The sequence below is a fragment of the Micromonospora sp. WMMD734 genome, from assembly GCF_049178975.1.
GTDB classification, from domain to species: Bacteria; Actinomycetota; Actinomycetes; order Mycobacteriales; family Micromonosporaceae; genus Micromonospora; species Micromonospora wenchangensis.
In genome coordinates this window covers 1,657,170-1,677,262 of the sequence record NZ_JBMHMK010000001.1, presented here as the reverse complement: position 1 = coordinate 1,677,262, position 20,093 = coordinate 1,657,170, and the positions used below count along the sequence as shown (strand labels likewise).

The 20,093-nt window shown below is 73.7% G+C and carries 22 protein-coding genes; 16 read left to right on the top strand and 6 right to left on the bottom strand.

All coding sequences use genetic code 11. The features are described 5' to 3' along the window. The first annotated feature begins 5 nt into the window (after positions 1–5). From ACN267_RS06830 to ACN267_RS06815, 4 genes are all read left to right on the top strand, one after another. On the top strand, positions 6–404 hold the full coding sequence (locus tag ACN267_RS06830) for an STAS domain-containing protein (protein WP_204960513.1): 399 nt from the start codon (positions 6–8) through the stop codon (positions 402–404). Then, the gene (locus tag ACN267_RS06825) at positions 401–670 is read left to right on the top strand and encodes a GlsB/YeaQ/YmgE family stress response membrane protein (RefSeq protein WP_204960512.1); all 270 of its coding nucleotides are present in this window, start codon (positions 401–403) and stop codon (positions 668–670) included. The genes ACN267_RS06830 and ACN267_RS06825 overlap by 4 nt, the downstream gene beginning before the upstream one ends. Before the next feature lie 105 nt (positions 671–775). Then, on the top strand, positions 776–1,384 hold the full coding sequence (locus ACN267_RS06820) for an STAS domain-containing protein (RefSeq protein WP_204960511.1): 609 nt from the start codon (positions 776–778) through the stop codon (positions 1,382–1,384). Continuing rightward, positions 1,378–1,665: a BON domain-containing protein gene (locus ACN267_RS06815; protein WP_421488206.1), complete on the top strand. Its 288-nt coding sequence runs from the start codon at positions 1,378–1,380 to the stop codon at positions 1,663–1,665. Before ACN267_RS06820 ends, ACN267_RS06815 begins: the two co-directional genes overlap by 7 nt. A 34-nt stretch (positions 1,666–1,699) precedes the next feature. Here the strand turns inward: ACN267_RS06815 and ACN267_RS06810 are convergent, their stop codons facing one another. Both ACN267_RS06810 and ACN267_RS06805 read right to left on the bottom strand, forming a co-directional pair. Beyond that, positions 1,700–3,460 carry a sulfatase-like hydrolase/transferase gene (locus ACN267_RS06810; RefSeq protein WP_372446007.1) on the bottom strand — a complete coding sequence of 587 codons (1,761 nt, stop codon included), beginning with the start codon at positions 3,458–3,460 and terminating at the stop codon, positions 1,700–1,702. A gap of 56 nt (positions 3,461–3,516) precedes the next feature. After that, positions 3,517–4,359: a CDP-alcohol phosphatidyltransferase family protein gene (locus ACN267_RS06805; protein ID WP_421488205.1), complete on the bottom strand. Its 843-nt coding sequence runs from the start codon at positions 4,357–4,359 to the stop codon at positions 3,517–3,519. 95 nt (positions 4,360–4,454) lie between these two features. Here ACN267_RS06805 and ACN267_RS06800 point away from each other — a divergent pair, with 95 nt between their 5' ends. The 10 genes from ACN267_RS06800 (at position 4,455) to ACN267_RS06755 (ending at position 12,882) form a co-directional block, all read left to right on the top strand. Then, the gene (locus ACN267_RS06800; protein WP_421488204.1) at positions 4,455–5,450 is read left to right on the top strand and encodes a zinc-dependent alcohol dehydrogenase; all 996 of its coding nucleotides are present in this window, start codon (positions 4,455–4,457) and stop codon (positions 5,448–5,450) included. Further along, positions 5,438–5,836, top strand: coding sequence for a 6-pyruvoyl trahydropterin synthase family protein (locus tag ACN267_RS06795; RefSeq protein WP_204960507.1), 399 nt, complete (start codon positions 5,438–5,440; stop codon positions 5,834–5,836). Before ACN267_RS06800 ends, ACN267_RS06795 begins: the two co-directional genes overlap by 13 nt. A 3-nt stretch (positions 5,837–5,839) precedes the next feature. After that, positions 5,840–6,874 (top strand): glycosyltransferase family 4 protein, encoded by a 1,035-nt coding sequence (locus ACN267_RS06790; protein ID WP_421488203.1) that lies wholly within the window; start codon positions 5,840–5,842, stop codon positions 6,872–6,874. Then, the gene (locus ACN267_RS06785; protein ID WP_421488202.1) at positions 6,871–7,797 is read left to right on the top strand and encodes a class I SAM-dependent methyltransferase; all 927 of its coding nucleotides are present in this window, start codon (positions 6,871–6,873) and stop codon (positions 7,795–7,797) included. The genes ACN267_RS06790 and ACN267_RS06785 overlap by 4 nt, the downstream gene beginning before the upstream one ends. Positions 7,798–7,852: 55 nt before the next feature. Beyond that, positions 7,853–8,881, top strand: coding sequence for a lysylphosphatidylglycerol synthase domain-containing protein (locus ACN267_RS06780; RefSeq protein ID WP_204960505.1), 1,029 nt, complete (start codon positions 7,853–7,855; stop codon positions 8,879–8,881). A gap of 12 nt (positions 8,882–8,893) precedes the next feature. After that, complete coding sequence (locus tag ACN267_RS06775; RefSeq protein ID WP_204960504.1) at positions 8,894–9,550, top strand: GTP cyclohydrolase II; 657 nt, start codon at positions 8,894–8,896, stop codon at positions 9,548–9,550. Between the two features lies 1 nt (position 9,551). Further along, entirely contained in the window at positions 9,552–10,322 is a 771-nt protein-coding gene (locus tag ACN267_RS06770; RefSeq protein WP_204960503.1) for a RibD family protein, read from the top strand. Positions 10,323–10,336: 14 nt separating this feature from the next. Further along, on the top strand, positions 10,337–11,074 hold the full coding sequence (locus ACN267_RS06765; protein ID WP_204960743.1) for a zf-HC2 domain-containing protein: 738 nt from the start codon (positions 10,337–10,339) through the stop codon (positions 11,072–11,074). Positions 11,075–11,165: 91 nt separating this feature from the next. Further along, positions 11,166–11,861: a response regulator transcription factor gene (locus tag ACN267_RS06760; protein WP_204960502.1), complete on the top strand. Its 696-nt coding sequence runs from the start codon at positions 11,166–11,168 to the stop codon at positions 11,859–11,861. Then, the gene (locus tag ACN267_RS06755; RefSeq protein WP_204960501.1) at positions 11,854–12,882 is read left to right on the top strand and encodes a sensor histidine kinase; all 1,029 of its coding nucleotides are present in this window, start codon (positions 11,854–11,856) and stop codon (positions 12,880–12,882) included. The genes ACN267_RS06760 and ACN267_RS06755 overlap by 8 nt, the downstream gene beginning before the upstream one ends. 59 nt (positions 12,883–12,941) lie before the next feature. Here ACN267_RS06755 and rfbA read toward each other — a convergent pair whose 3' ends face one another. Next, a complete protein-coding gene (gene rfbA, locus ACN267_RS06750) occupies positions 12,942–13,817 on the bottom strand; it encodes a glucose-1-phosphate thymidylyltransferase RfbA (RefSeq protein WP_421488201.1) in 876 nt (291 codons plus the stop codon). A gap of 50 nt (positions 13,818–13,867) precedes the next feature. Beyond that, positions 13,868–14,062 carry a hypothetical protein gene (locus tag ACN267_RS06745; protein ID WP_204960499.1) on the bottom strand — a complete coding sequence of 65 codons (195 nt, stop codon included), beginning with the start codon at positions 14,060–14,062 and terminating at the stop codon, positions 13,868–13,870. 433 nt (positions 14,063–14,495) lie between these two features. Here ACN267_RS06745 and ACN267_RS06740 point away from each other — a divergent pair, with 433 nt between their 5' ends. Beyond that, positions 14,496–15,254, top strand: coding sequence for a helix-turn-helix domain-containing protein (locus ACN267_RS06740; protein WP_204960498.1), 759 nt, complete (start codon positions 14,496–14,498; stop codon positions 15,252–15,254). Between the two features lie 109 nt (positions 15,255–15,363). On the opposite strand, the gene ACN267_RS06735 is transcribed toward ACN267_RS06740, so the two are convergent. After that, positions 15,364–16,401 (bottom strand): enediyne biosynthesis protein, encoded by a 1,038-nt coding sequence (locus ACN267_RS06735; protein ID WP_421488200.1) that lies wholly within the window; start codon positions 16,399–16,401, stop codon positions 15,364–15,366. Further along, positions 16,398–18,305, bottom strand: coding sequence for a CRTAC1 family protein (locus ACN267_RS06730; protein WP_204960496.1), 1,908 nt, complete (start codon positions 18,303–18,305; stop codon positions 16,398–16,400). The genes ACN267_RS06735 and ACN267_RS06730 overlap by 4 nt, the downstream gene beginning before the upstream one ends. An 838-nt stretch (positions 18,306–19,143) precedes the next feature. Between ACN267_RS06730 and ACN267_RS06725 the strand changes: the two genes are divergently transcribed. Beyond that, positions 19,144–19,929: a helix-turn-helix domain-containing protein gene (locus tag ACN267_RS06725; RefSeq protein ID WP_204960495.1), complete on the top strand. Its 786-nt coding sequence runs from the start codon at positions 19,144–19,146 to the stop codon at positions 19,927–19,929. Positions 19,930–20,093: the final 164 nt, after the last annotated feature.

Genomic DNA, 20,093 nt, shown 5'->3' with positions numbered 1-20,093 from the left:
GAGTCGTGGGAGCGTCCCGCCCGGAATGCACCGTACCGCTGGTGGAGGTGTGCGTCACCGACGACCTGGACCTGGCCGCGCTGGCCCGGTCCCGGCAGGTCTTCGACCGGCTCGTCGCGTTGCGCCCGGCCCACGTGGTGGTGGACCTGTCCGAGTGCCGGCATCTCGACGCCGCCGCGATCGGGCTACTGCTCGACGTGCACCGGGAACTGGCCCGCCACGGCGGCGTGCTGACCCTGCGCGACCCGAGCGCCCGGGCGTTGCGCGTGCTCAGCGCCGCCCGGGTGTCCCGGGTGCTGCCGATGGTCACCACCCCACGGGCCCCGCGGGTGGACGGCGGGCCGGTCCCGTCCGCCGCCCACCGGCAGCCCGCCCCACGCCGGGTCCGGGAGCACAGCCGGTGAGCGTGCCCGGGATCGTCGCCGCCGTCGTCGTCGGGCTCGTCATCGGCGCGCTGGGCCGGCTCGTCGCCGGTGGCCGTACGCAGGTCCCGCTCTGGCTCACCCTCGCCGTCGGCCTGGTCGCCGCGCTGCTCGGCACCATCGTCAGCCGGCTGGTGGGCATCGACAGCGACGGTTTCACGCTCCGACAGCTGATCGTGCAGGTCGGCCTGGCCGGGGTCGCCGTGGCGCTGGTCGTCGGCACCGCCGGCGGCCGGACCGAGCCCTGACCCACCGGAACCGGTCGTGGTCCGGCGCGCGGGGTCTCCGGTCGACCACCGCGCACCGGGCCACGACCACCGGAGAGCCACGGCCATCCTCGAGGAGGAGATCCGATGACCGTCGTACCTGACGAACCGCTGATGACGCTGATCTGTGACAGCTGCGGGGCGGTGGCGAGCGGCCCGGCCTGCGTCCTGCCCGACGCCGAGGTGGTCTGGACGTTCGTGGCCGAGCAGGGCTGGACGGGTTCGCCGTTCGCCACCGGGCCGCACCGCTGCCCCCGCTGCGACCTGGCCCCCGAACCGGGCCCGGCACCCACGCGTGCCCCGCGCCGCGGCGACCCGCTCGGCGTGCTGGGCGTCGAGCACCTCGACGAGGTCGCGGTCGTCACCGCCGCCGGTGACCTGGACCTCGCCACCGGCGATGCCCTGCACGGCGCGCTGACCGAGGCCGTCGGGGCCGACCGGCACGTGGTGGTGGACCTGGCCCGGGTGCACCTGATCGACTCCACCGCGCTCGGGGAACTGGTCCGGGCCCGGCAGGACGCCCGGCAGCGGGACCGGCAACTCAGCCTCGCCGGGCCGTCCCGGTTTGTCCGCACCGTGCTGCACACCATGCGGCTGGACCGGGTGTTCCCGGTCTTCGACACCCGCCGGGCGGCGGTGGACTGGTCCCGGTCCGACGCGACCGAACGGCCCCGGGAGAGGAGCACGGCGTGGTGATGCCGTGGCCGCTGCCCGACGAGAGCTGGTTCCGTCCGCAGCCCGACCCGCCCGGCCCGCCCGGCGAGGACGTCCGGCTGGCCGCCGAGGTGGCGTACCGGATCGTCAGCGGGGTCGGCCTGCGGGCCCGGCGGATCACCGTCACCGTGCAGAACCGGGTGGCGATCCTCGGCGGGATCGCCCCCGACGTCGACGCCCGGCAGCTCGCCGGCCAGGTGGCCTGGCAGGTGCCCGGCGTGGTCGACGTGTGCAACGCGGTGCGGTTGGCCGCGAAACGCTGACCGTCCGGCGTCACCGGACGGTCAGCGCGGGACCTCAGCGCGGCGCGGCGACGTGGGCGGGCGGCTGTGGGCCGAACGCGGCGAGGAACCGGTCGCGGAACGTGTCCATCGGCCACACCGGGGCGTCCGGGCCGGGACGCAGTCCCTCCTGCCAGCCCCAGCCGGACACCCGGGCCAGCACCGCCGGGTCGCGGGCGAGCACGGTGATCGGCACGTCCCGGCTCGCGTTCGGGCCGGTGACCAGCGGGGACGGCTGGTGGTCACCGAGGAAGACCAGCACCGTGTCGTCGTCGCCGTACGTCTCGACGTAGGAGATCAGGCTGTTCAGCGAGTACTCGACGGCCCGCCGGTAGCCGGTGCGCACCTCGGTGGTGCTGCGCCCCACCACGTCCTTCGGGTTGAACGCCACCGACGTCGGCCGGCGGTAGATCGAGCCGTCACCGACGTGCTCCCAGTCGAGCATCCGGGGGATCGCCCCCCACGGGGAGTGGCTGGAGACCAGCGGGATCTGCGCCATGATCGGGGCGTGGCCCGGGGTCCGCTCCCGGCGCTGGAACGTCGCCAGGGTGTACTGGTCGGGCATCGGGGCGTAGCTGAACTGCGGGCCCCGGTAGTCCAGCCCCGCCGCGTCGTGGTAGCGGTCGTAGCCGAAGAACGCCCCCTCCGGCCAGGGTGAGGTGGCCGCCGGCATCACCCCGACGGTCTGCCAGCCGGCCCGCCGGAACGCCTTGTTGAGGGTCAGCCGGTCGCTGGCCAGCAGGCTGTCGTGGCGCTGCTGGTTGTCGATCCACAGCCCGGACAGCAGCGTGTCGTGGGCCAGCCAGCTCCCCCCGCCGAAGGTGGGCGAGGTGAGGAAGCCGCTGCGGGCGGTGAACCCGGCTTTGGCCAGCCGCTTCGTGCCCCCGTCGAGCACCGCGCCGACCCCACCGGCGAACTCCGGGTCCTCGACGGCGTCGCGGCCGTAGCTCTCCACGAAGGCCAGCAGCACGTCCTTGCCGCGCAGCGCGGTGAGCAGCTGGTCGCCCGGGGTGTCCCGGTAGGCGTCCCGGGCCACCTGGTCGGCGAACTCCCGCCGGTCCCGCAGGCCCGCACCGGCCTGGCCGACGTGCTGCCCGACCAGGGTCGCCGTGCCCGAGTCGGCGACCGGCACCCCGAGCGTCGCGGCGGCCACCCAGACGGCGGTCAGCCCGGCCACCACCCGTACGGCGGTCCGGCGGTGCCCGGTCGTCAGCCGGGTCAGCCGCAGCACCGACCGGGTGGTGAGCACCAGCAGGGCCACCACCAGGGCGACCAGGCCGACGGCGGCGGCGACCGCGCCGCCGGAGCCCACCGAGTCGGTGACGAAGGCGTAGCCGTCGTCGAGCAGCACCCAGTCGAGGACCAGGTCGAACGGGCGGGCGAAGCTGGCCGACATGCCCAGGTCGAGCACCTTGACGACGGCCACCAGCCCCAGCGCCACCCCGACCGCCACCGCGACCGGTCGCCGGGCCCGGCCGGGCAGCGCCAGCAGCAGGGCGGCGGCGACCAGCGCCTCGACCGGCACCCGCAGGAACGCCATCGGGGTGAGCTGGTCGAACCGGCCCGGCGCGGTCAGCACCGCCAGGACCAGCAGCCCGGCCAGCACGGTGGTCACCCGCCCGGCGACCGTACGCCACCGTCCCCGGCCCGCCCCGGCCGGCGGCGGCGGGCCGGCGGCGTCGGCCCCGTCGGCGGGCCCGGCAGGCGCGTCGGACCCGGAAGGGCCGGTGGGCTCGGCTGCCGTGCTCGGGCGACGCAGGCGTGACAACAACGACACTCCGGATGGTCCTTCCTGGGGAGGGTCCCGGCGCGCGGCCGGGTCGGCGGGCCGGCTCAGACCGGCTGGTGGGCGACGAACGACCGGTCGGTGATCGAATCGACCCGGGGCCGCACCGATGGTACGGACGGCAGCGCCGCGACAGCCGGCAGCGGCGCGACGCCCGGCAGTGCCGCGACCGGCGTCGGCGCGGCGACCCGGGCGGGCCGGGTCGACCGGTGCCACCACAGCCAGCCGACGTCGTGGCCGAACGACTCGACCAGCAGCGCCAACGCCACCGCGGCCAGCACGGCGGTCACCGGCCGGGCCAGCACGTCGGCGGCGACGACGAGCAGCAGCACCCCCTGGGTGGCGGCGACCACCTTGCGCCAGAAACGGGGCGGCAGCGTCCCCCGCATCCAGGGCAGCAGCCAGCCGGCGACGACGAAGGCGTAGCGCAGGCCGCCGATGGCGAGCACCCACGGCCCCACCACCGGCGTCACCTGGACGCTGAGCACCAGGATCAGGAACGCGTCGACCTCCATGTCGAAGCGCGCGCCGAGCGCGCTGGCCGTGCCGGTGCGCCGGGCCACCCAGCCGTCCACCGCGTCCAGGGCCAGCGCCACCGCCGTCATCGGCACCAGCACCGACAGCGGGGTCGGACCGGAGAACCCGGTGACGACCAGGGCGGTCACCCCGCCGACCAGCACCCCCCGGGTGAGCGTCACCCGGTCGGCCGGCCCGAGCCGGTCGACGACCCGGTGGCGCAGGCCGCGCTGCAACGCGACGCAGGTGACCACGCCGTAGCCGAGGCCGGCCAGCCAGCCGGCGACGTCGAGCCCGACGGTCGCGGCCAGCCCGGCCAGCAGGACGGTCTGTGCGGTCAGGCCGAGCACCGGACCGGTTCGAACCCTGGACACCCTGCCTCCGTGTTTATGATCGACGACCTCGGCAGTGGGTACGCAGGACGCGGCCGTTTCGTTCGGTTCCGCCGGCAGAAGAGGAGAAAACCCGCGTGATCCACGATGCCCGGGCCTTCTGGCTCCGCTCCCCCGGCGTCGGTGAGCTGCGGCCGGTGACCCTGCCCACGCCCGGCCCCGACGAGGTGCTGGTCCGCAGCCGCTACTCCGGGGTGAGTCGCGGCACCGAGACGCTGGTGTTCACCGGCAGTGTGCCACCGAGCCAGTACACGGCGATGCGCGCCCCGTTCCAGGAGGGCGACTTTCCCGCCCCGGTCAAGTACGGCTACCTCAGCGTCGGGGTGGTCGAGGCCGGCCCGGCGGCACTGCGCGGCCGGACGGTGTTCTGCCTGCATCCGCACCAGAGCGCGTACGTGGTGCCGGCGTCGGCGGTGACCCCGGTGCCGGACGACGTGCCGGCGGCCCGCGCGGTGCTCGCCGGCACGGTGGAGACGGCGGTCAACGCGCTGTGGGACGCCGCCCCGCTGGTCGGCGACCGGGTCAGCGTGGTCGGCGGCGGCATGGTGGGGTGCAGCGTGGCGGCCCTGCTGGCCCGCTTCCCCGGGGTACGGGTGGAACTGGTCGACGCCGATCCGGCGCGGGCGGCGGTCGCCGCGGCGCTGGGCGTCGACTTCGCCCTGCCTGCGACGGCGACCGGGGGCCGGGACCTGGTGGTGCACGCCAGCGCCACCGCCGCCGGGTTGCAACGCAGCCTGGACCTGCTCGCCCCGGAGGGCACCGTGGTCGAGCTGAGCTGGTACGGCGACCGGCCGGTGGAGCTGTCACTCGGTGGGGCGTTCCACGCCGGCCGGTTGACGGTCCGCAGCAGCCAGGTCGGCACGGTGTCCCCCGCGCGGGCGTCCCGGCGGAGCTTCGCCGACCGGCTGACCCTGGCCCTGGAGCTGCTCGCCGACCCGGTGTTCGACGCGCTGCTGACCGGGCGGTCCCGCTTCGCGGAGCTGCCGGCGGTGCTTCCCCGGCTGGCCTCGGGGGACCTCCCCGCGCTGTGCCATCTGATCACCTACGACGAGGAGACGCCGTGTTCAGCGTGACCGTACGGGACCACATCATGATCGCCCACAGCTTCCGGGGGGAGGTGTTCGGGCCGGCGCAGAAGCTGCACGGGGCGACCTTCGTCGTCGACGCCACCTTCCGCCGCACCGAACTCGACGACGACGGCATCGTGGTGGACATCGGCCGGGCGACCGACGAGCTGAAGGCGGTGCTGGCCGACCTGACGTACCGCAACCTCGACGACGAGCCGGCGTTCGCCGGGCAGAACACCACCACCGAGGTGCTGTGCCGGGCCATCGCCGACCGGCTCGCCGACCGGGTACACGCCGGTGGGCTCGGCGCGGGTGCCCGGGAGCTGGCCGGGCTCACGGTCACCCTGCACGAGTCGCACATCGCCTGGGCCAGCTACGAGCGGTCGTTGTAGCCCGTGCGGGCGGTGCACGTCGTCCTGCCCGGCGACATCGACGACCCGGCCACCCCCAGCGGCGGCAACGCGTACGACAGGCGGGTCTGCGCCGGGCTGGCGGCGGCCGGCTGGACGGTGCGCGAGCACGGCGTACCCGGGAACTGGCCGCACCCCGACGAGGCGGCGCGGGCGCGGCTGGCCGGGCTGCTCGCGGCCCTGCCCGACGGGGCTGCGGTGCTCTACGACGGGCTGGTCGCCTCGACCGTGCCGGAGCTGCTGGCGGCGCAGGCGGGCCGGCTGCGTCAGGTGGTGCTGGTGCACATGCCGCTCGGCGACGACGCCGAGGCCCGCGCCCTGCCGCTGGCCGATGCGCTCGTCACCACCAGCGGCTGGACCCGGGAGTTGCTGCTGGCCAGGCATCCGGTTTCGCCGGACCGGGTGACGGTGGCGGTCCCCGGGGTCGACCCGGCCGACGTCGCCCCCGGCACGGCCGCCGGCACGGCGCTGCTCTGCGTCGCGGCGGTCACCCCGGTCAAGGGGCACGACGTGCTGCTCGACGCGCTGACCGGGCTGGTCGACCGGCCGTGGACGCTGGACTGCGTCGGCGCGCTGGACCGTGACCCGGCCTTCGTGGCCGGGTTGCGGCAGCGGGTGGACCGGGAGGGGCTCACCGGACGGGTGCGCTGGCACGGCCCGCTGACCGGGCCGGCGTTGAACGCGGCGTACGCCGGGGCGGATCTGCTGGTCCTGCCGTCGCGGGCCGAGACCTACGGGATGGTGGTGGTCGAGGCCCTGGCCCGGGGGATCCCGGTGCTGGGCAGCACGGTCGGCGGGGTGCCGGAGGCGCTGGGCCGGGCCGGTGACGGCACCGCGCCCGGCGTGCTGGTGCCGCCGGGCGACCCGGTGGCCCTGGCCGGCGCCCTGCGCCGCTGGCTGCACTCGGCCGACCTGCGGGACCGGCTGCGCCACGCGGCCCGGGGCCGGCGGGCCGACCTGCCCGGGTGGCCGGGCACCGTGACGACGATCTGCCAGGTGCTGGACGGAGTGAGGACATGACCGCGTACGCCACCGAACCGTTCGCCGACTGGCTGCGGCTGCGGGAACCCGCCGACGCCGACGCCCGCAGCGGGGAGCTGGTCGACCTGCTCCGCGCCCGGCTCACCGGCACCGGACCGGCCGCCGGTGCCGGGGCGTCGGACCTGTCGCCGGCCGGTGAGGGCAGGCCCGGGATGCTGGTGGCCGGCGTCGGGTCCGTCACGGCGCTGCGTGGGGACCGGCCGTGGGTGGTGCACGACCTGGGCAGCGGCACCGGGTCGATGCTGCGCTGGCTGGCCCCGCTGCTGCCCGGCCCGCAGCGTTGGGTGCTGCACGACCGGGACCCGGGGCTGCTGGAGCGGGCCGGCGCGGTGGTGCCGGTGGCCGCCGACGGCAGCCCGGTGGAGGTGACCACCCGGCGGGGCGACATCACCCGGCTGACCGCCGCCGACCTGGCCGACGCGGACCTGGTCACCGCGTCGGCGCTGCTGGACATGCTCACCGCCGACGAGATCGCCCGGATCGTGGCCGCCTGCGTCGGGGTCGGCTGCCCGAGCCTGTTCGTACTCTCGGTGGTCGGTCGGGTCCGGTTCGACCCCGCCGACCCGCTGGACGCCGAGATCGCCGCCGCCTTCGACGCCCACCAGCGGCGTACGGTCGACGGCCGGGTGCTGCTCGGCCCGGACGCCGCCGGGGCGACCGTCGCCGAGTTCGCCGGGCACGGGATGCCGGTGACCGTGCGGGAGACCCCGTGGCGGCTCGGGCCGGGGCAGGCGGAGCTGATCGTGGAGTGGTTCGACGGCTGGCTGGAGGCGGCCGTCGAGCAGCGCCCCGACCTGGCCGACCGGACCGCCGGGTACGCCAGGTGGCGGCGGGCCGAGGCGGCGGCCGGTCGGCTCACCGTCACCGTCGGCCACGAGGACCTGCTCGCCGGGGTGGAATGAACCGGTTCGCCGGCCGGTACGTGAGAAGGGACAGGATCTCCGGAGGAGGAACCGCGTGTCATCCGATGCCACCGGCACGTCACCCGCCCGTGCCCGTACGGCCTGGGCCTGGGTGAGCAATCTGGGCGGGGTGGCCCTGGTCGGCGCGCTGCTGTGGTGGCTGGGCACCGGCCCGGCCCTGGCCGGGTTGCGCCGGATCGACGCCCCGGCGGTGCTGGCCGCGCTGGCCCTGGGCGCGCTGGCCGCGGTCGGTTGCGCGTGGCGGTGGCGGCTGGTCGCCGAGGCGCTCGGCGTCCGGCTGCCGCTGGGCACGGCGGTGGCCGACTGCTACCGGGCGGTCTTCCTCAACGCGACGCTGCCCGGCGGGGTGCTCGGCGACGTGCACCGGGCGGTACGGCACGGCCGGGAGGCCGGTGACCTGGGCCGGGCGGTGCGGGCGGTGGTCTGGGAACGGACCGCCGGGCAGCTGGTCCAGGTGGTGCTGGCGGTGGCGCTGCTGCTGGCGTTGCCGTCGCCGGTGCGGCCGTACCTGCCGACGGTGACGGCGGTGGCGGTGGCGGTGGGCCTGGTGCTGGTGGTGCTGGTGCGGGCGCTGCCCCGGTCGGGGCCGTCGCGGCGGGCCCGCGCGGTGCGCGCCGCCGTCGCCGACGTGCGGGCCGGGCTGCTGGGCCGGCGGACCGGGCCGGGGGTGCTGCTGACCTCGACCGTGGTGGTGGGCTGCCACCTGGGCACGTTCGTGCTCGCGGCCCGGGTGGCGGGGGTCACCGCGCCGTTGTCGGTGCTGGTGCCGCTGACCCTGCTGGCATTGTTGGCGATGGGCCTGCCCGCCAACATGGCGGGTTTCGGCCCGCGCGAGGGCGTCGCCGCCTGGGCGTTCGGGGCCGCCGGCCTCGGTGCCGCCGAGGGGGTGGCGACCGCCCTGGTGTACGGAGCACTGGTGCTGGTGGCGGCCCTGCCGGGCGCCGCCGTGCTGGTGCTGCGGGGTCGCCCGTCCGCGCTGCGTGGACGACCGGGTGACCGTACGGTGGGAAGCCAGGGTGGTTCCTCACCGGTACCCGCTGCCGGGCTCGCCGGCAGCGCCTGACAGAGGAGACACATGTACGACGCACTGCCGGCCGCGACGGTCCGGACACAGGTCACCGTCCCGCTGCGGTTCCCCGACGGGTACGCCACCACGGCCCGGGTCTTCTCCTTCGACGGGCTGGTGGACGGGCGGGAGCACCTGGCGTTCGGGCTGGGCGACTGGGCGGGCGCGCTGCGCCGGCACGCGGCGGGCGGGGCGGCGCCGCTGGTCCGCCCGCACAGCGAGTGCCTGACCGGGGACGTCTTCGGCAGCCAGCGCTGCGACTGCGGCCCGCAACTGCGCGAGGCGGTCCAGCGGATCTCCGACGCCGGGGGTTTCCTGCTCTACCTGCGGCAGGAGGGGCGCGGCATCGGCCTCTACCCGAAGCTGGACGCGTACGCCCTGCAGGACGCCGGGTTGGACACCTACGAGGCGAACGTGGCGCTCGGGCACGACGAGGACGAACGGGACTACCGGGCCGCCGCACAGATGCTGGCGGTGCTGGAGGTGCCGGAGCTGGTGCTGCTGAGCAGCAACCCGGACAAGGCCGAGCAGTTGACCCGGCTGGGGGTGACGGTCGCCGAGGTGGTGCCGACCGGGGTGTTCCTCTCCCCCGCCAACGCCGACTACCTGGCGGCGAAGGCCAGCCGGGCCGCCGCCCGGGCCGTCGACCTGCCGTCGTTGAACTGAGATGGGTGTCGTACCGGCCGGGACGGCGGCCACCGCCGTGCCGGCGACAACAGCCACCGCCGTGCCGGCGTCGACCGGGCGGCCGTACGTGCTGTTGAGCTGCGCCACGTCGATCGACGGCTACATCGACGACGCCACGCAGGAGCGGCTGCTGCTGTCCAATGCCGAGGACATGGAGCGCATCGACGCCGTCCGGGCCGGTTGTGACGCGATCCTGGTCGGGGCGGGCACGATCCGGGCCGACGATCCCCGGCTGGTGGTCCGCTCGGCGCGGCTGCGGGCCGCCCGGCAGGCCGCCGGGTTGCCGCCGTCGCCGGTGAAGGTGACGATGACCGCCCGGGGGCTGCTGGACCCGCAGGCCCGCTTCTTCACCGTCGGGGACGCCGAGAAGGTCGTCTACTGCGCCTCACCGGCGGTGGACACGACCACCGAGCTGCTGGCCGGGCTGGCCACGGTGGTCGACGCCGGTGACCCGTTGGACCCGGCCCGGGTGCTGGCCGACCTGGCCGGCCGGGGGGTGGGGCGGTTGATGGTGGAGGGCGGCGCGGCGGTGCACGCCCAGTTCCTGACCGCCGGCCTCGCTGACGAGCTGCACCTCGTGGTCGCCCCGTTCTTCGTCGGCGACCGACGGGCCCCCCGGTTCGTCGGTGACGGCGCGTTCCCGTGGCATCCGGGCCGGCGGGCCCGGGTCGCCGAGGTACGCCAGATCGGCGACGTGGTGCTGACGCGGTACGCCCTGTCGGAGCGCTGCGCCGGCGGGGTGCCGGGATGAGCGACAATCGCCCGATGGGGTGCGCATCGTGGCGGGAGATCCTGTCGGCCCAGCTCGACGGGGAGGAGACCGCCGAGGAGCGGGTGGCGGTGCAGGCGCACCTCGACGGCTGCGCGGACTGCCGTGCCTGGCACGGGGTCGCCGCGATGGTGACCCGGCGGGCCCGGACCCGGGTGGTGACGACGGCACCGGACCTGACCGGGGCGATCCTCGCCGCCGTGCCGCCACCGACGCCCCGGCGCGTCGTGCGGTGGCGCGGTGGGCTGGTCACCGGGTTGCGGACGGCGCTGGGCCTGCTCGGCGCGGTCCAGCTCGCCCTCGGGTTGGCCCAGGTGGGTCAGGGTGTCAACGCCGAGCACCTGCACCCGGCGGGGCAGCACCTGTGGCACGAGTCGGCGGCGTGGAACGTGGCGGTGGGCGCCGGTTTCCTGTTCGTCGCGCTGCGGCGTACCCCGCCGGCCGGGTTGTTGCCGATGCTCAGCGCCTTTGTCGCCACCCTGGTCCTGCTGTCGATCAACGATCTGGTCACCGCGCAGGTGGCGGTGCCCCGGCTGGTCAGTCACGGGTTCCTGGTCGGTGGCTACCTGATCACGGTGCTGTTGTACCGGCTGGGTCCGCGTCCGGCCGGCCCGCCGCAGGGGCGGCGCACCGGGCGGTCCCGGTGGCGGTTGCGGCTCGACGACCTCGACGAGGCCCGCCCGGTCGCGGCGCAGCCGTACGGTGCGCAGGCCCGGGACCGCCGGGCGGCCTGAGCCGCGCCGACCGTAAGCCTCTGGCAAGGTTTGCGGCGGGCCGGGCCGGGGTGCGCGGGGCTACGCTGACCGGCACGACAGGGAGGTGCCGGTGGCGCAGCGGGTGCTGGTGGTCGACGACGACCGGACGGTCAGCGACGTGGTGTGCCGCTATCTGGAGCACGCCGGCTACCAGGTGGACCACGTCGGGGACGGGGCCGCCGCGCTGGCCGCCGTGGCCGCCGCGCCGCCGCAGCTGGTGGTCCTGGACGTGATGCTGCCGGTGCTCGACGGGTTGGAGGTGTGCCGGCGGCTGCGGCAGCGGCCGGACGGCGTACCCATCGTGATGTTGACCGCCCGGGGCGACGAGGCGGACCGGATCCTCGGCCTGCAACTGGGCGCGGACGACTACCTGAGCAAGCCGTTCTCCCCCCGGGAGCTGGTGCTGCGGGTCCGATCGGTGCTGCGCCGGGCCGGCGGTGAGCCGGTCACGGCGGCGGCGCGGGTGCTCGACGACGGCGGGTTGACCGTGGCGACCGGCCCCCGGGTGGCCCGGCTGCACGGGCGGGAGCTGGCCCTGACCCTGCGCGAGTTCGACCTGCTCGCCCACCTCATGCAGCATCCCACCCGGGCGCTGTCCCGGGCCGAGCTGCTGGAACGGGTCTGGGGGTGGCGGTTCGGCGACCAGTCCACGGTGACCGTGCACGTGCGCCGGCTGCGGGAGAAGATCGAGGACGACCCGGCCAACCCGCGCCGCATCGTCACGGTCTGGGGTGTCGGCTACCGGTACGAGCCGGTCGATGACTGACCTGGCGCTGATCTTCGGGGCGGCGCTGGTCGCGGCGGGCGGGGTGGGGCTGCTCGGTGCCGGGGTGCTGCGGCTGCTGCGCGGCCGGTCCATCACCGTGCACGTCACGGTGCTGCTGGCGATGACGGTGGGCGCGGTGGTGGCCGGGGTGGCGGTGATCGCCGAGGCGATGTTCCTCTCCCCGCACGACCTGGAGGTGGTGTTGATCACCGTCTCGGCGGCGGCCCTGGTCAGCCTCGCGGTCGGCTGGCTGTTCGCCAGGCGACTCGCCTCGGCGGCGGTCTGGGCCGACCAGGCGCGGGCCCGGGAACGGCGGATCGAGAAGGGGCGGCGGGACCTGGTCGCCTGGGTCTCGCACGACCTGCGGACCCCGCTGGCCGGGCTGCGGGCGATGGCGGAGGCGCTGGAGGACCGGGTGGTCGCCGACCCGGACACGGTCGACGAGTACCACCGCCGCATCCGGGTGGAGACCGACCGGATGACCCGGCTGGTCGACGACCTGTTCGAACTGTCCCGGATCAACGCCGGGGCGCTGCGGCTGTCGCTGTCGGCGGTGCCGCTGGGTGACGTGGTCTCCGACGCGCTGGCCGGCACCGCGCCGCTGGCCGCCGCCCGCCGCATCCGGCTGGTGTCCGCCGCCTCGGGCTGGCCGACGGTGGCCGCCAGCGAGCGCGAGTTGAGCCGGGTGGTGGGCAACCTGCTGCTCAACGCGGTGCGGTACACGCCGGCCGACGGCACGGTACGGGTCAACGCCGGGCGCGACGGTGACGTCGCCTGGCTGGCCGTCGCCGACACCTGCGGCGGCATCCCGGAGGCCGACCTGCCCCGGCTGTTCGACGTGGCGTTCCGGGGCGAGCCGGCGCGCACCCCGCACGCGGGCAGCGGGCCGCTGGCCGGGTCCGGCGGGTTGGGGCTGGCCATCGTGCGCGGGCTGGTCGAGGCGCACGGCGGCCGGGTGGACGTGCACAACGTCGCCGAGGGCTGCCGGTTCGTCGTCCGGCTGCCGTTGGCCACCGGCTGACGGCGGCGCGCGGCGGGCCTGCGGCGCGACGGCGGACCGCACGGGCGGCACCGCACGGGTCAGGCGCCGAACTCCTCGGCGATGTCCATCACGTAGCGGCCGTAGTCGGAGCCGGCCATGGCGGCGCCGAGCCGGTGGCAGGCCGCCGCGTCGATGTAGCCCATCCGCAGCGCCGTCTCCTCCAGGCAGGCGATCCGGACGCCCTGGCGTTCCTGCATGGTCTGCACGTAGACGCTGGCCTGTAGCAGTGACTCCGGGGTGCCGGTGTCCAGCCAGGCGAAGCCGCGCCCGAGGTCGACCAGGCGGGCCCGGCCCCGGTCGACGTAGACCCGGTTGACGTCGGTGATCTCCAGTTCTCCCCGTCGGGACGGCCTGATGTTCTTGGCGATGTCGACGACCTCGTGGTCGTAGAGGTACAGGCCGGTGATGGCGCGGTTGGAGTGCGGGCGGGACGGTTTCTCCTGGATGTCGCGCAGGGTGCCGTCGGGGCCGGTGACGCCGACGCCGTAGCGCTGCGGGTCGTGGACCGGGTAGCCGAACAGGGTGCAGCCGCTGACCGCGGCGGTCTCCTCGCGCAGCAGCCGGGAGAACGCGGTGCCGTGGAAGATGTTGTCGCCCAGGATCAGCGCGCTGGGGTGGCCGGCGACGTGGTCCGCGCCGATCAGGAACGCCTCGGCGATGCCGCGTGGCTCGGGTTGCGCGGCGTAGGAGATGGCCAGGCCGAGCCGGGAGCCGTCGCCGAGCAGCAGCCGGAACTGCGGCAGGTCGGCCGGCTTGGCGATGACCAGGATGTCCCGGATACCGGCCAGCATGAGCACCGACAACGGGTAGTAGATCATGGGCTTGTCGCCGACGGGCAGGAGCTGTTTGGACACCGGCACGGTCATCGGGTACAGCCGGGTGCCCGACCCTCCCGCCAGGACGATCCCCTTCACGGGTCCTTCCCTCCTCCGGCCGTCGAGGCCGCCGCGGCGGTCGGGCCGGTTCAGTCGAGTCCGCGGATGAGGTGCGGCTCGGTGTCCGGCTCCGACCAGTCGCACTGCCCACGCCGGTTCGCCCGTCCCCAGGCATCCAGGGCGGAGGGCGTCGCGGCCACGCCGGCCGGCCGGGTGGTACGGGGGCGTCCGGGCCCGGGGCGGGCCTCGTCGTCGTCGGCGTTGTCGGCCATCGTGTTCCCCATTCCGGGACGCCTCCCATCGTGACCCCGGCGGCGGGCCGGGCGCATCTTCGTCGTTGCCCAGGTCAACGGTCGAATCGACGTCCGGCGACGGGTGAACCGTGGGTATCGCTTTTCCGACATCATTCCCCGACCCGGGCGCATCGGGCCATGGCCGCAATCATCACCGGCTAGACGAGGGGTACGCATCCGGAAAAGGCAGCTGTTAGCGCCATTCGGATTGCGCGCCGTTGACCATGCATTGAGGGTGCCCTAGCATTGAGGTCAGCTGATTCGACAAAACCGACAAAGCACTTTTCCTGCCATCAATCCACCAGTTGCCGGTGCCGCCCCGGGGGACGTCGCGGAGCCGGAACGACGCTGCATCGTCGCAGCCCAGACAGGCGATTCACGTCGTAGGAGACCAGCACCCACCATTACGCTCGCCGGGGGCACGATGGAAGACCACAGCAGCAGGGCGGTCCGGCGGGTCATCGCCGAAATGCACCAGAATCTAGGTAAGCAATTCAGCGTGGACGAGATGGCGCGGACCGCCCTGCTGAGCAAGTACCACTTCTGCCGGGTGTTCCACAGGGTAACCGGAGTGTCACCGGGACGCTTTCTCTCGGCGATCCGATTCCAGCGCGCCAAGCACCTGTTGCTGGCCACCTCGTGGAGCGTCACCGACATCAGTCACCACGTCGGCTATACCAGTGTCGGCACGTTCAGCGCCCGGTTCAGCTCCAGCGTCGGCCTCTCCCCCTCCACCTACCGCCGCCTCGGCCGCAGCCCGGGACGGGAGGACCCGTACCGGGCGCTGTGCCCGATCCGCCCCGACCCGGCCGACACCACCGGGCCGACGGTACGCGGGCAGGTCCGGGCGCTGCCCGGGGAGGCGCCCGACTGGATCTTCGTGGGGCTGTTCCCGGAACGCATCCAGCAGGGCAGGCCGGTCAGCTCCACGGTGCTGCCCGGCCCCGGACCGTACCTGCTGGGGCCGGTGCCCCCGGGCACCTGGTTCGTCCTGGCCCACGCGGTGTACCGCCGCCGGTTGGCCACCGGCACCCGCCCGCTGCTGGTCGGGCACCACGGCCCGGTGACGGTCGGCGGGCACTCCCGGTCGGTCCGGGCCGACCTCACCCTGCGCCCCATGCGCACCTTCGATCCGCCCGTGGTGCACGCCGCCGGGCTGCCGGCACTGCTGCGCACCGGCTGACCGGCGCACCGACCGACGGCGTCCCGGAGACCGGCGCGGCGCACCCGCGACACCGGACACGGGCGTGGGGCCGCCCCGACGGGACGGCCCCACGTGGTCGTGGACCAGGTCAGCGGGCAAGCGCCGGTGCCGCCGGACTGACCGGCACCGACTCCCGACGACGCTCGCGACCGCGGTCGCGCCACCAGATGCCCCACCACATCAGGCCCCGGACGGCACAGACGATGGTCACGGCGAAGAACAGCGTGTAGACCACGTTGAACGCGACCAGCACCCCGTAGACCCCGGCCACCGCCGAACCGAACATGAACTGGTTGCGGCCCCGCGACGGCGTCGTGCCCGGGTCGGTGATCATGTAGTTGGTGAACAGGACGAAGGCCACCCCGGTCATCGGCACCAGCGCCGCCCAGATCGCCACGTCCAGCACCAGCGCGCGGACCACCGCCTGGATGACGAACCCGCCGAGCCAGCCGACGATCAGCAGCACCTTGCGGGTCAGCATGGCGTTGAGCACCGTGCCGGCGGTGATGATGACCAGCGGGACCATGATGCTGATCGCGTCCGGCACGTTCTCGGTGAACTGGTAGGGCGGCGCGATGTTGACCCAGGAGAAGGCCAGCAGCGTCACCGTGATCCCGAAGTTCGACGGGTTCATGAAGTGCCGCATCCGGCCGTTGACCGGTGCCCGCAGGGCGGTCTTGGCCCCGATCGCGACGACCACGGCGAACGCCACCGGCCAGAACCGGTCGTTGGCGTAGAGCAGCATGTTCGCCGCCAGCGCGGTGATGTGGGTGGGCAGCAGGAAGGTGTACATCCCCCAGACCCCGTTGCCACTGAACGCGGGCCGCCGCTTGCCGGCCCACGCCGACACCATCTCGATTCCGATCTCGGCGGTGTAGCCGACCAGCAGGGCGAAGAACGGCCAGGTCCACGGCTGTTCGAAACCGAGCAGGGTGTAGCCGATGATGTTGAAGATCGACATCGACATGGCGAAGTTGCGCAGCGCCAGGTAGCGCGGGTCCTTCGCGTCCACCCGGGGCACCGCCGGTCGGGCCGTGGGCGGGGCCGCCGGGTCGACGGACCGGACCCCGCCCGGGACCGTACGCACCGCGGCGTCGGTCACGTCTTCCTGTCTGACGTCAGTCATCGGGTGATCTCCTGGGCGTCGGCGGTCAGCATCAGGTCGTGCCAACCGGAGGTGAGCGAGAGGGTCTGCTTGTGGGTCGCACCGGTCAGGTCACGCCAGCACACCTCGGCCGACACCGGACGGTCCCCGGCGGAGCCCAGCCCGAAGAAGACGTCGAAGCTGCGCTTGCCCGAGTGACCACCGCCGCCGTCGAGCTGGGCGATCTGGGTGAGCCCGTCGGCGGTACGGATCTTGACCTGGGCGCCGTAGGCGGGCGTCCGGGCGTCGGCCGCGCCGCCGACCGTCGGCCGGTGCAGGCGCAGCCCGAGGAAACCGCCGGGGGACGAGGCGGTGTTGCGGTAGAAGGCCGGCGGTCCCCACTGGCGGGCGACCGCGAAGTCCTGCACACCGTCGGCGTTGGTGTCGGCCACCGCGACGCCCCGGGTCGGGATGGGCACGTCGAGGCCGAGTTCGGCGTTGAGGTTGACGAACGTCTTGCCCTGCCGCACCCAGAACGCCAGCTTGTCGTTGCCGGCGATGTCGTCGCCCGGCTCCGCCTTCGGCCACATCGCCGGGTTGCGCAGCATCAGGTCGTTGGACATCGCCAACTCCTGGAGCCAGGCCCACCGGCTGGTGGTGCCCTTGACGAATCCGTCGGCCTGCACCACCTCCAGGGAGCCGTTGTTGTCGAAGTCGGCCATCTTGGCGTCCCAGCCCCAGCCGGTCCAGGCCATGTTCAGCTTGGACGCCTTGTTGTCGTACGGGGCCACCCCGCGGGTGAGCTTGTCCCGTGCGTCCTGCGGGCTGCCGGCGTTGTTCATCCAGACGAAGTTGCTCTCCTCCAGGCCCCAGGAGCTGGTGATGTTGCTGACGAACATGTCGAACCTGCCCCGGTTGTCGAGGTCACCGAAGTCGATCGACATGCCCTTGAAGGAGTCCTGACCGAGCACCATCGACTTCGGGGTGAACGCGCCCCGGCGGCCGTGGACCTCGGCGAACCTGATCCGGCCCGGGGTCGAGACGTTGTGCAGCAGGTGGTCGTGGCCGAAATCGTTGGCCAGGTACAGCTCGGGCAGCAGGTCACCGTCGATGTCGGCGGAGCCCGCCCCGAGGGTCCAGCCGGTGGAGGCCGGCCCGGGGACCGCCTTCTGCTCGACGTACCGGATCGACGGCTGGTCACCGCCGGTGGCCGCGTCCCACCGCAGCATGTGCGCCCCGCCGGCGTTGCGCGCGTGCGACATGGAGGCGTTCATCTGGACGTTCGGCTGCCCGTCCGGGTCGAGCACCTGGGTGTCGGGGAAGTAGTTGAACACGCCGATGTCCGGGCGGCCGTCGCCGTCGAAGTCGGCGACCGCCACCGCGTTGGTGTTCCACAGCGCGCCCTGGTAGCGGTTGCCCGGACCGGGCTGGGTGGGGATGAGCTCGGTCGGCGCGTAGCTGCCCAGCCGCAGGTCGGTGGCGCTGGCCCGGTGCAGGAACAGCACCGGGGTCCGGCCCCAGTAGTAGACCAGCAGGTCGGTGCGGCCGTCGAGGTTGTAGTCGCCGGGCACGCACCCCATCGGCGCCATCGTGGTGTCGGTGGGCAGCGGGCGGGGGTCGAGGACGAAGGGCTGGTAACGGTCCCCGCTGTCAGGCGCCGGGGTCACCACGGCGGTGTCGCTGCGGGTGTCGACCAGGCACAGGTCGTCGGCCACGCCGTTGCCGTCCAGGTCGTTGAGGGCGATCGCCGCCCCGACCGAGGAGACCCAGGACTTGATGTGCTCGTACTCCGGGTTCACCTCGCGGACCGCGCGGGCGGTGGGTGCGGGTGGCAGCGCGATGGGCAGTTCGGCGAACTGGAACCGTGCGGCCAGCTCCGACCGCTCGGCTGCGGACGCCTCCGGGCGCTGTGCCACGACGAAGAGAATGCTCAGCAGAACGAGCACAAAGGCTGCGGGAGTTGCGCGGCGAAGGAAGCCGGCAGATTGAGACGGCAACAGTCCCCCTACGATTTCGTGGGCGCGTCGTTCGCCCGTTGACTGGTCACTCGGAAGCGCCACCGAACGGCTGGAGATACTGATGATTACCACCCTCCGCGGCGGGGTGAATAACCAACTCTTAAGCCACCGATCAGATGACTCTCGCCCTTTCAGGGGCCACGAACATCGTCAGCCAGAAGCCGAATGGAGTCTTCTCATGGCTTGCTCTCCACCCACTGCGGGGCAGCCGTCGGCACATCGATCACACCGTCACAGCGCGTCCGGCAGCGGTCGCGATGCGTCAAAGTTCTCTGACTTTGCTCTCCTGAACCCTCACCTGACCTGGCCTCAGCCGTGGTGATAGCTACCGCTTAATGGTCTTTGCCGTCTTTCTTCCCCGCAGAGCCGGGCACGCCCGGCCCACCTGCCAGATCGGACGAATCACCGCGCAACACCCCGGTCACCAACCGTCACCTCCCCCGAAAAAAGGCCGCACGCTGCGCCGATGAGGCCGAGGACCACCCGACGGATAGCGAGGATCTCCACTGGCAAATAGGGGAGGGATCGATAGCACGACTATCCATGTTGCCGGCCCCGCCGCTCATTGCCGCCTATCTTTGGTCGCGCTAGCATCAACTCGGCCACAACGGCCAGAGGCAATTTCGACGGCCGCATCCGCGTTTATGCATTGATCGAGACTAAAGGCTCCATCAATCAGCCGGCATAGACACCGTACGCACGCAGTCGCCACAGCCGTGCCCGGAGGATGCCAGCGGCCGACGAATCGAGCACCCTGGGGGAGACCGTGGAAGACGTCATTGAACGGGCGGTGGAGCGAGCCATCGTCACGATGCGGGACAACATCGCCGAGCCGATCACCATCGACGACATGGCCCGTGCCGCGATGTTCAGCAAGTTCCACTTCTCAAGGATCTTCCGCCGGGTCACCGGCGTCTCGCCCGGTCGCTTCCTCTCCGCCATCCGCCTCCAGGAGGCCAAGCACCTGCTGGTCTCCACCACCCTGAACGTCGCCGACATCAGCCTGCGCGTCGGCTACAACAGCGTCGGCACGTTCAGCTCACGGTTCACCCGCAGCGTCGGCATGTCCCCCACCGCCTACCGGCGCTACCGGGGCTTCAGCACGCGCATTCCGCAGGACGAGACCAGGGGTGCCTCGGGGGGACGCACCTCGACCATCCGGGGCACCGTGGCCGGCCCCGATCAGGAGGATCTCGGTTTCGTCTTCGTCGGGCTCTTCCCCGACCCGCTGCCCGAGGGGCGGCCCGTCCGGTGCGCGGTGCTCAACGGCGCCGGCGCGTTCGAGTTGGAGACGGTCCCGGAGGGCCACTGGTACCTGCTCGTGCAGTCGGTACGCCCCGACGGCTCCCTGACCGACGCCCACGACCTGGACCCCGACCACATCTTCGTCGGCTCGCACGGGCCGATCGTCGTCCGCCGCGACCAGGTGGTCCCCCCGATCGACATGCACCTCAAGCCGGCCCGCTCCATCGACCCGCCGGTGCTGCTCGCCCTGCTCGACATCCGCCGGATGGCGCTCGACCAGGTCGGCTACCGGGTCGAGGCGGCCTGACCCGGCCCACACCACACGGACGGCGGCGTACCCCACCAGCGGGTGGGGTACGCCGCCCCGTCGTGTCCGCCGCCCGGCCGGGTCGGCCGGTGTCCCCCGGGCGACCGCCAGGTCCCGCCGGCCCGAACCACCGGGCGACAGGCGGCGGCGACGGGCAGCCGGCA

What these genes read in the sequence shown, in the direction of transcription:
- ACN267_RS06820 (WP_204960511.1), top strand. Translation starts at nt 776, where the DNA reads ATGACCGTCGTACCTGACGAACCGCTGATGACGCTGATCTGTGACAGC.
- ACN267_RS06785 (WP_421488202.1), top strand. Translation starts at nt 6,871, where the DNA reads ATGACCGCGTACGCCACCGAACCGTTCGCCGACTGGCTGCGGCTGCGG.
- ACN267_RS06775 (WP_204960504.1), top strand. Translation starts at nt 8,894, where the DNA reads ATGTACGACGCACTGCCGGCCGCGACGGTCCGGACACAGGTCACCGTC.
- ACN267_RS06770 (WP_204960503.1), top strand. Translation starts at nt 9,552, where the DNA reads ATGGGTGTCGTACCGGCCGGGACGGCGGCCACCGCCGTGCCGGCGACA.
- ACN267_RS06765 (WP_204960743.1), top strand. Translation starts at nt 10,337, where the DNA reads ATGGGGTGCGCATCGTGGCGGGAGATCCTGTCGGCCCAGCTCGACGGG.
- ACN267_RS06755 (WP_204960501.1), top strand. Translation starts at nt 11,854, where the DNA reads ATGACTGACCTGGCGCTGATCTTCGGGGCGGCGCTGGTCGCGGCGGGC.
- ACN267_RS06745 (WP_204960499.1), bottom strand. Translation starts at nt 14,062, where the DNA reads ATGGGGAACACGATGGCCGACAACGCCGACGACGACGAGGCCCGCCCC.
- ACN267_RS06740 (WP_204960498.1), top strand. Translation starts at nt 14,496, where the DNA reads ATGGAAGACCACAGCAGCAGGGCGGTCCGGCGGGTCATCGCCGAAATG.
- ACN267_RS06735 (WP_421488200.1), bottom strand. Translation starts at nt 16,401, where the DNA reads ATGACTGACGTCAGACAGGAAGACGTGACCGACGCCGCGGTGCGTACG.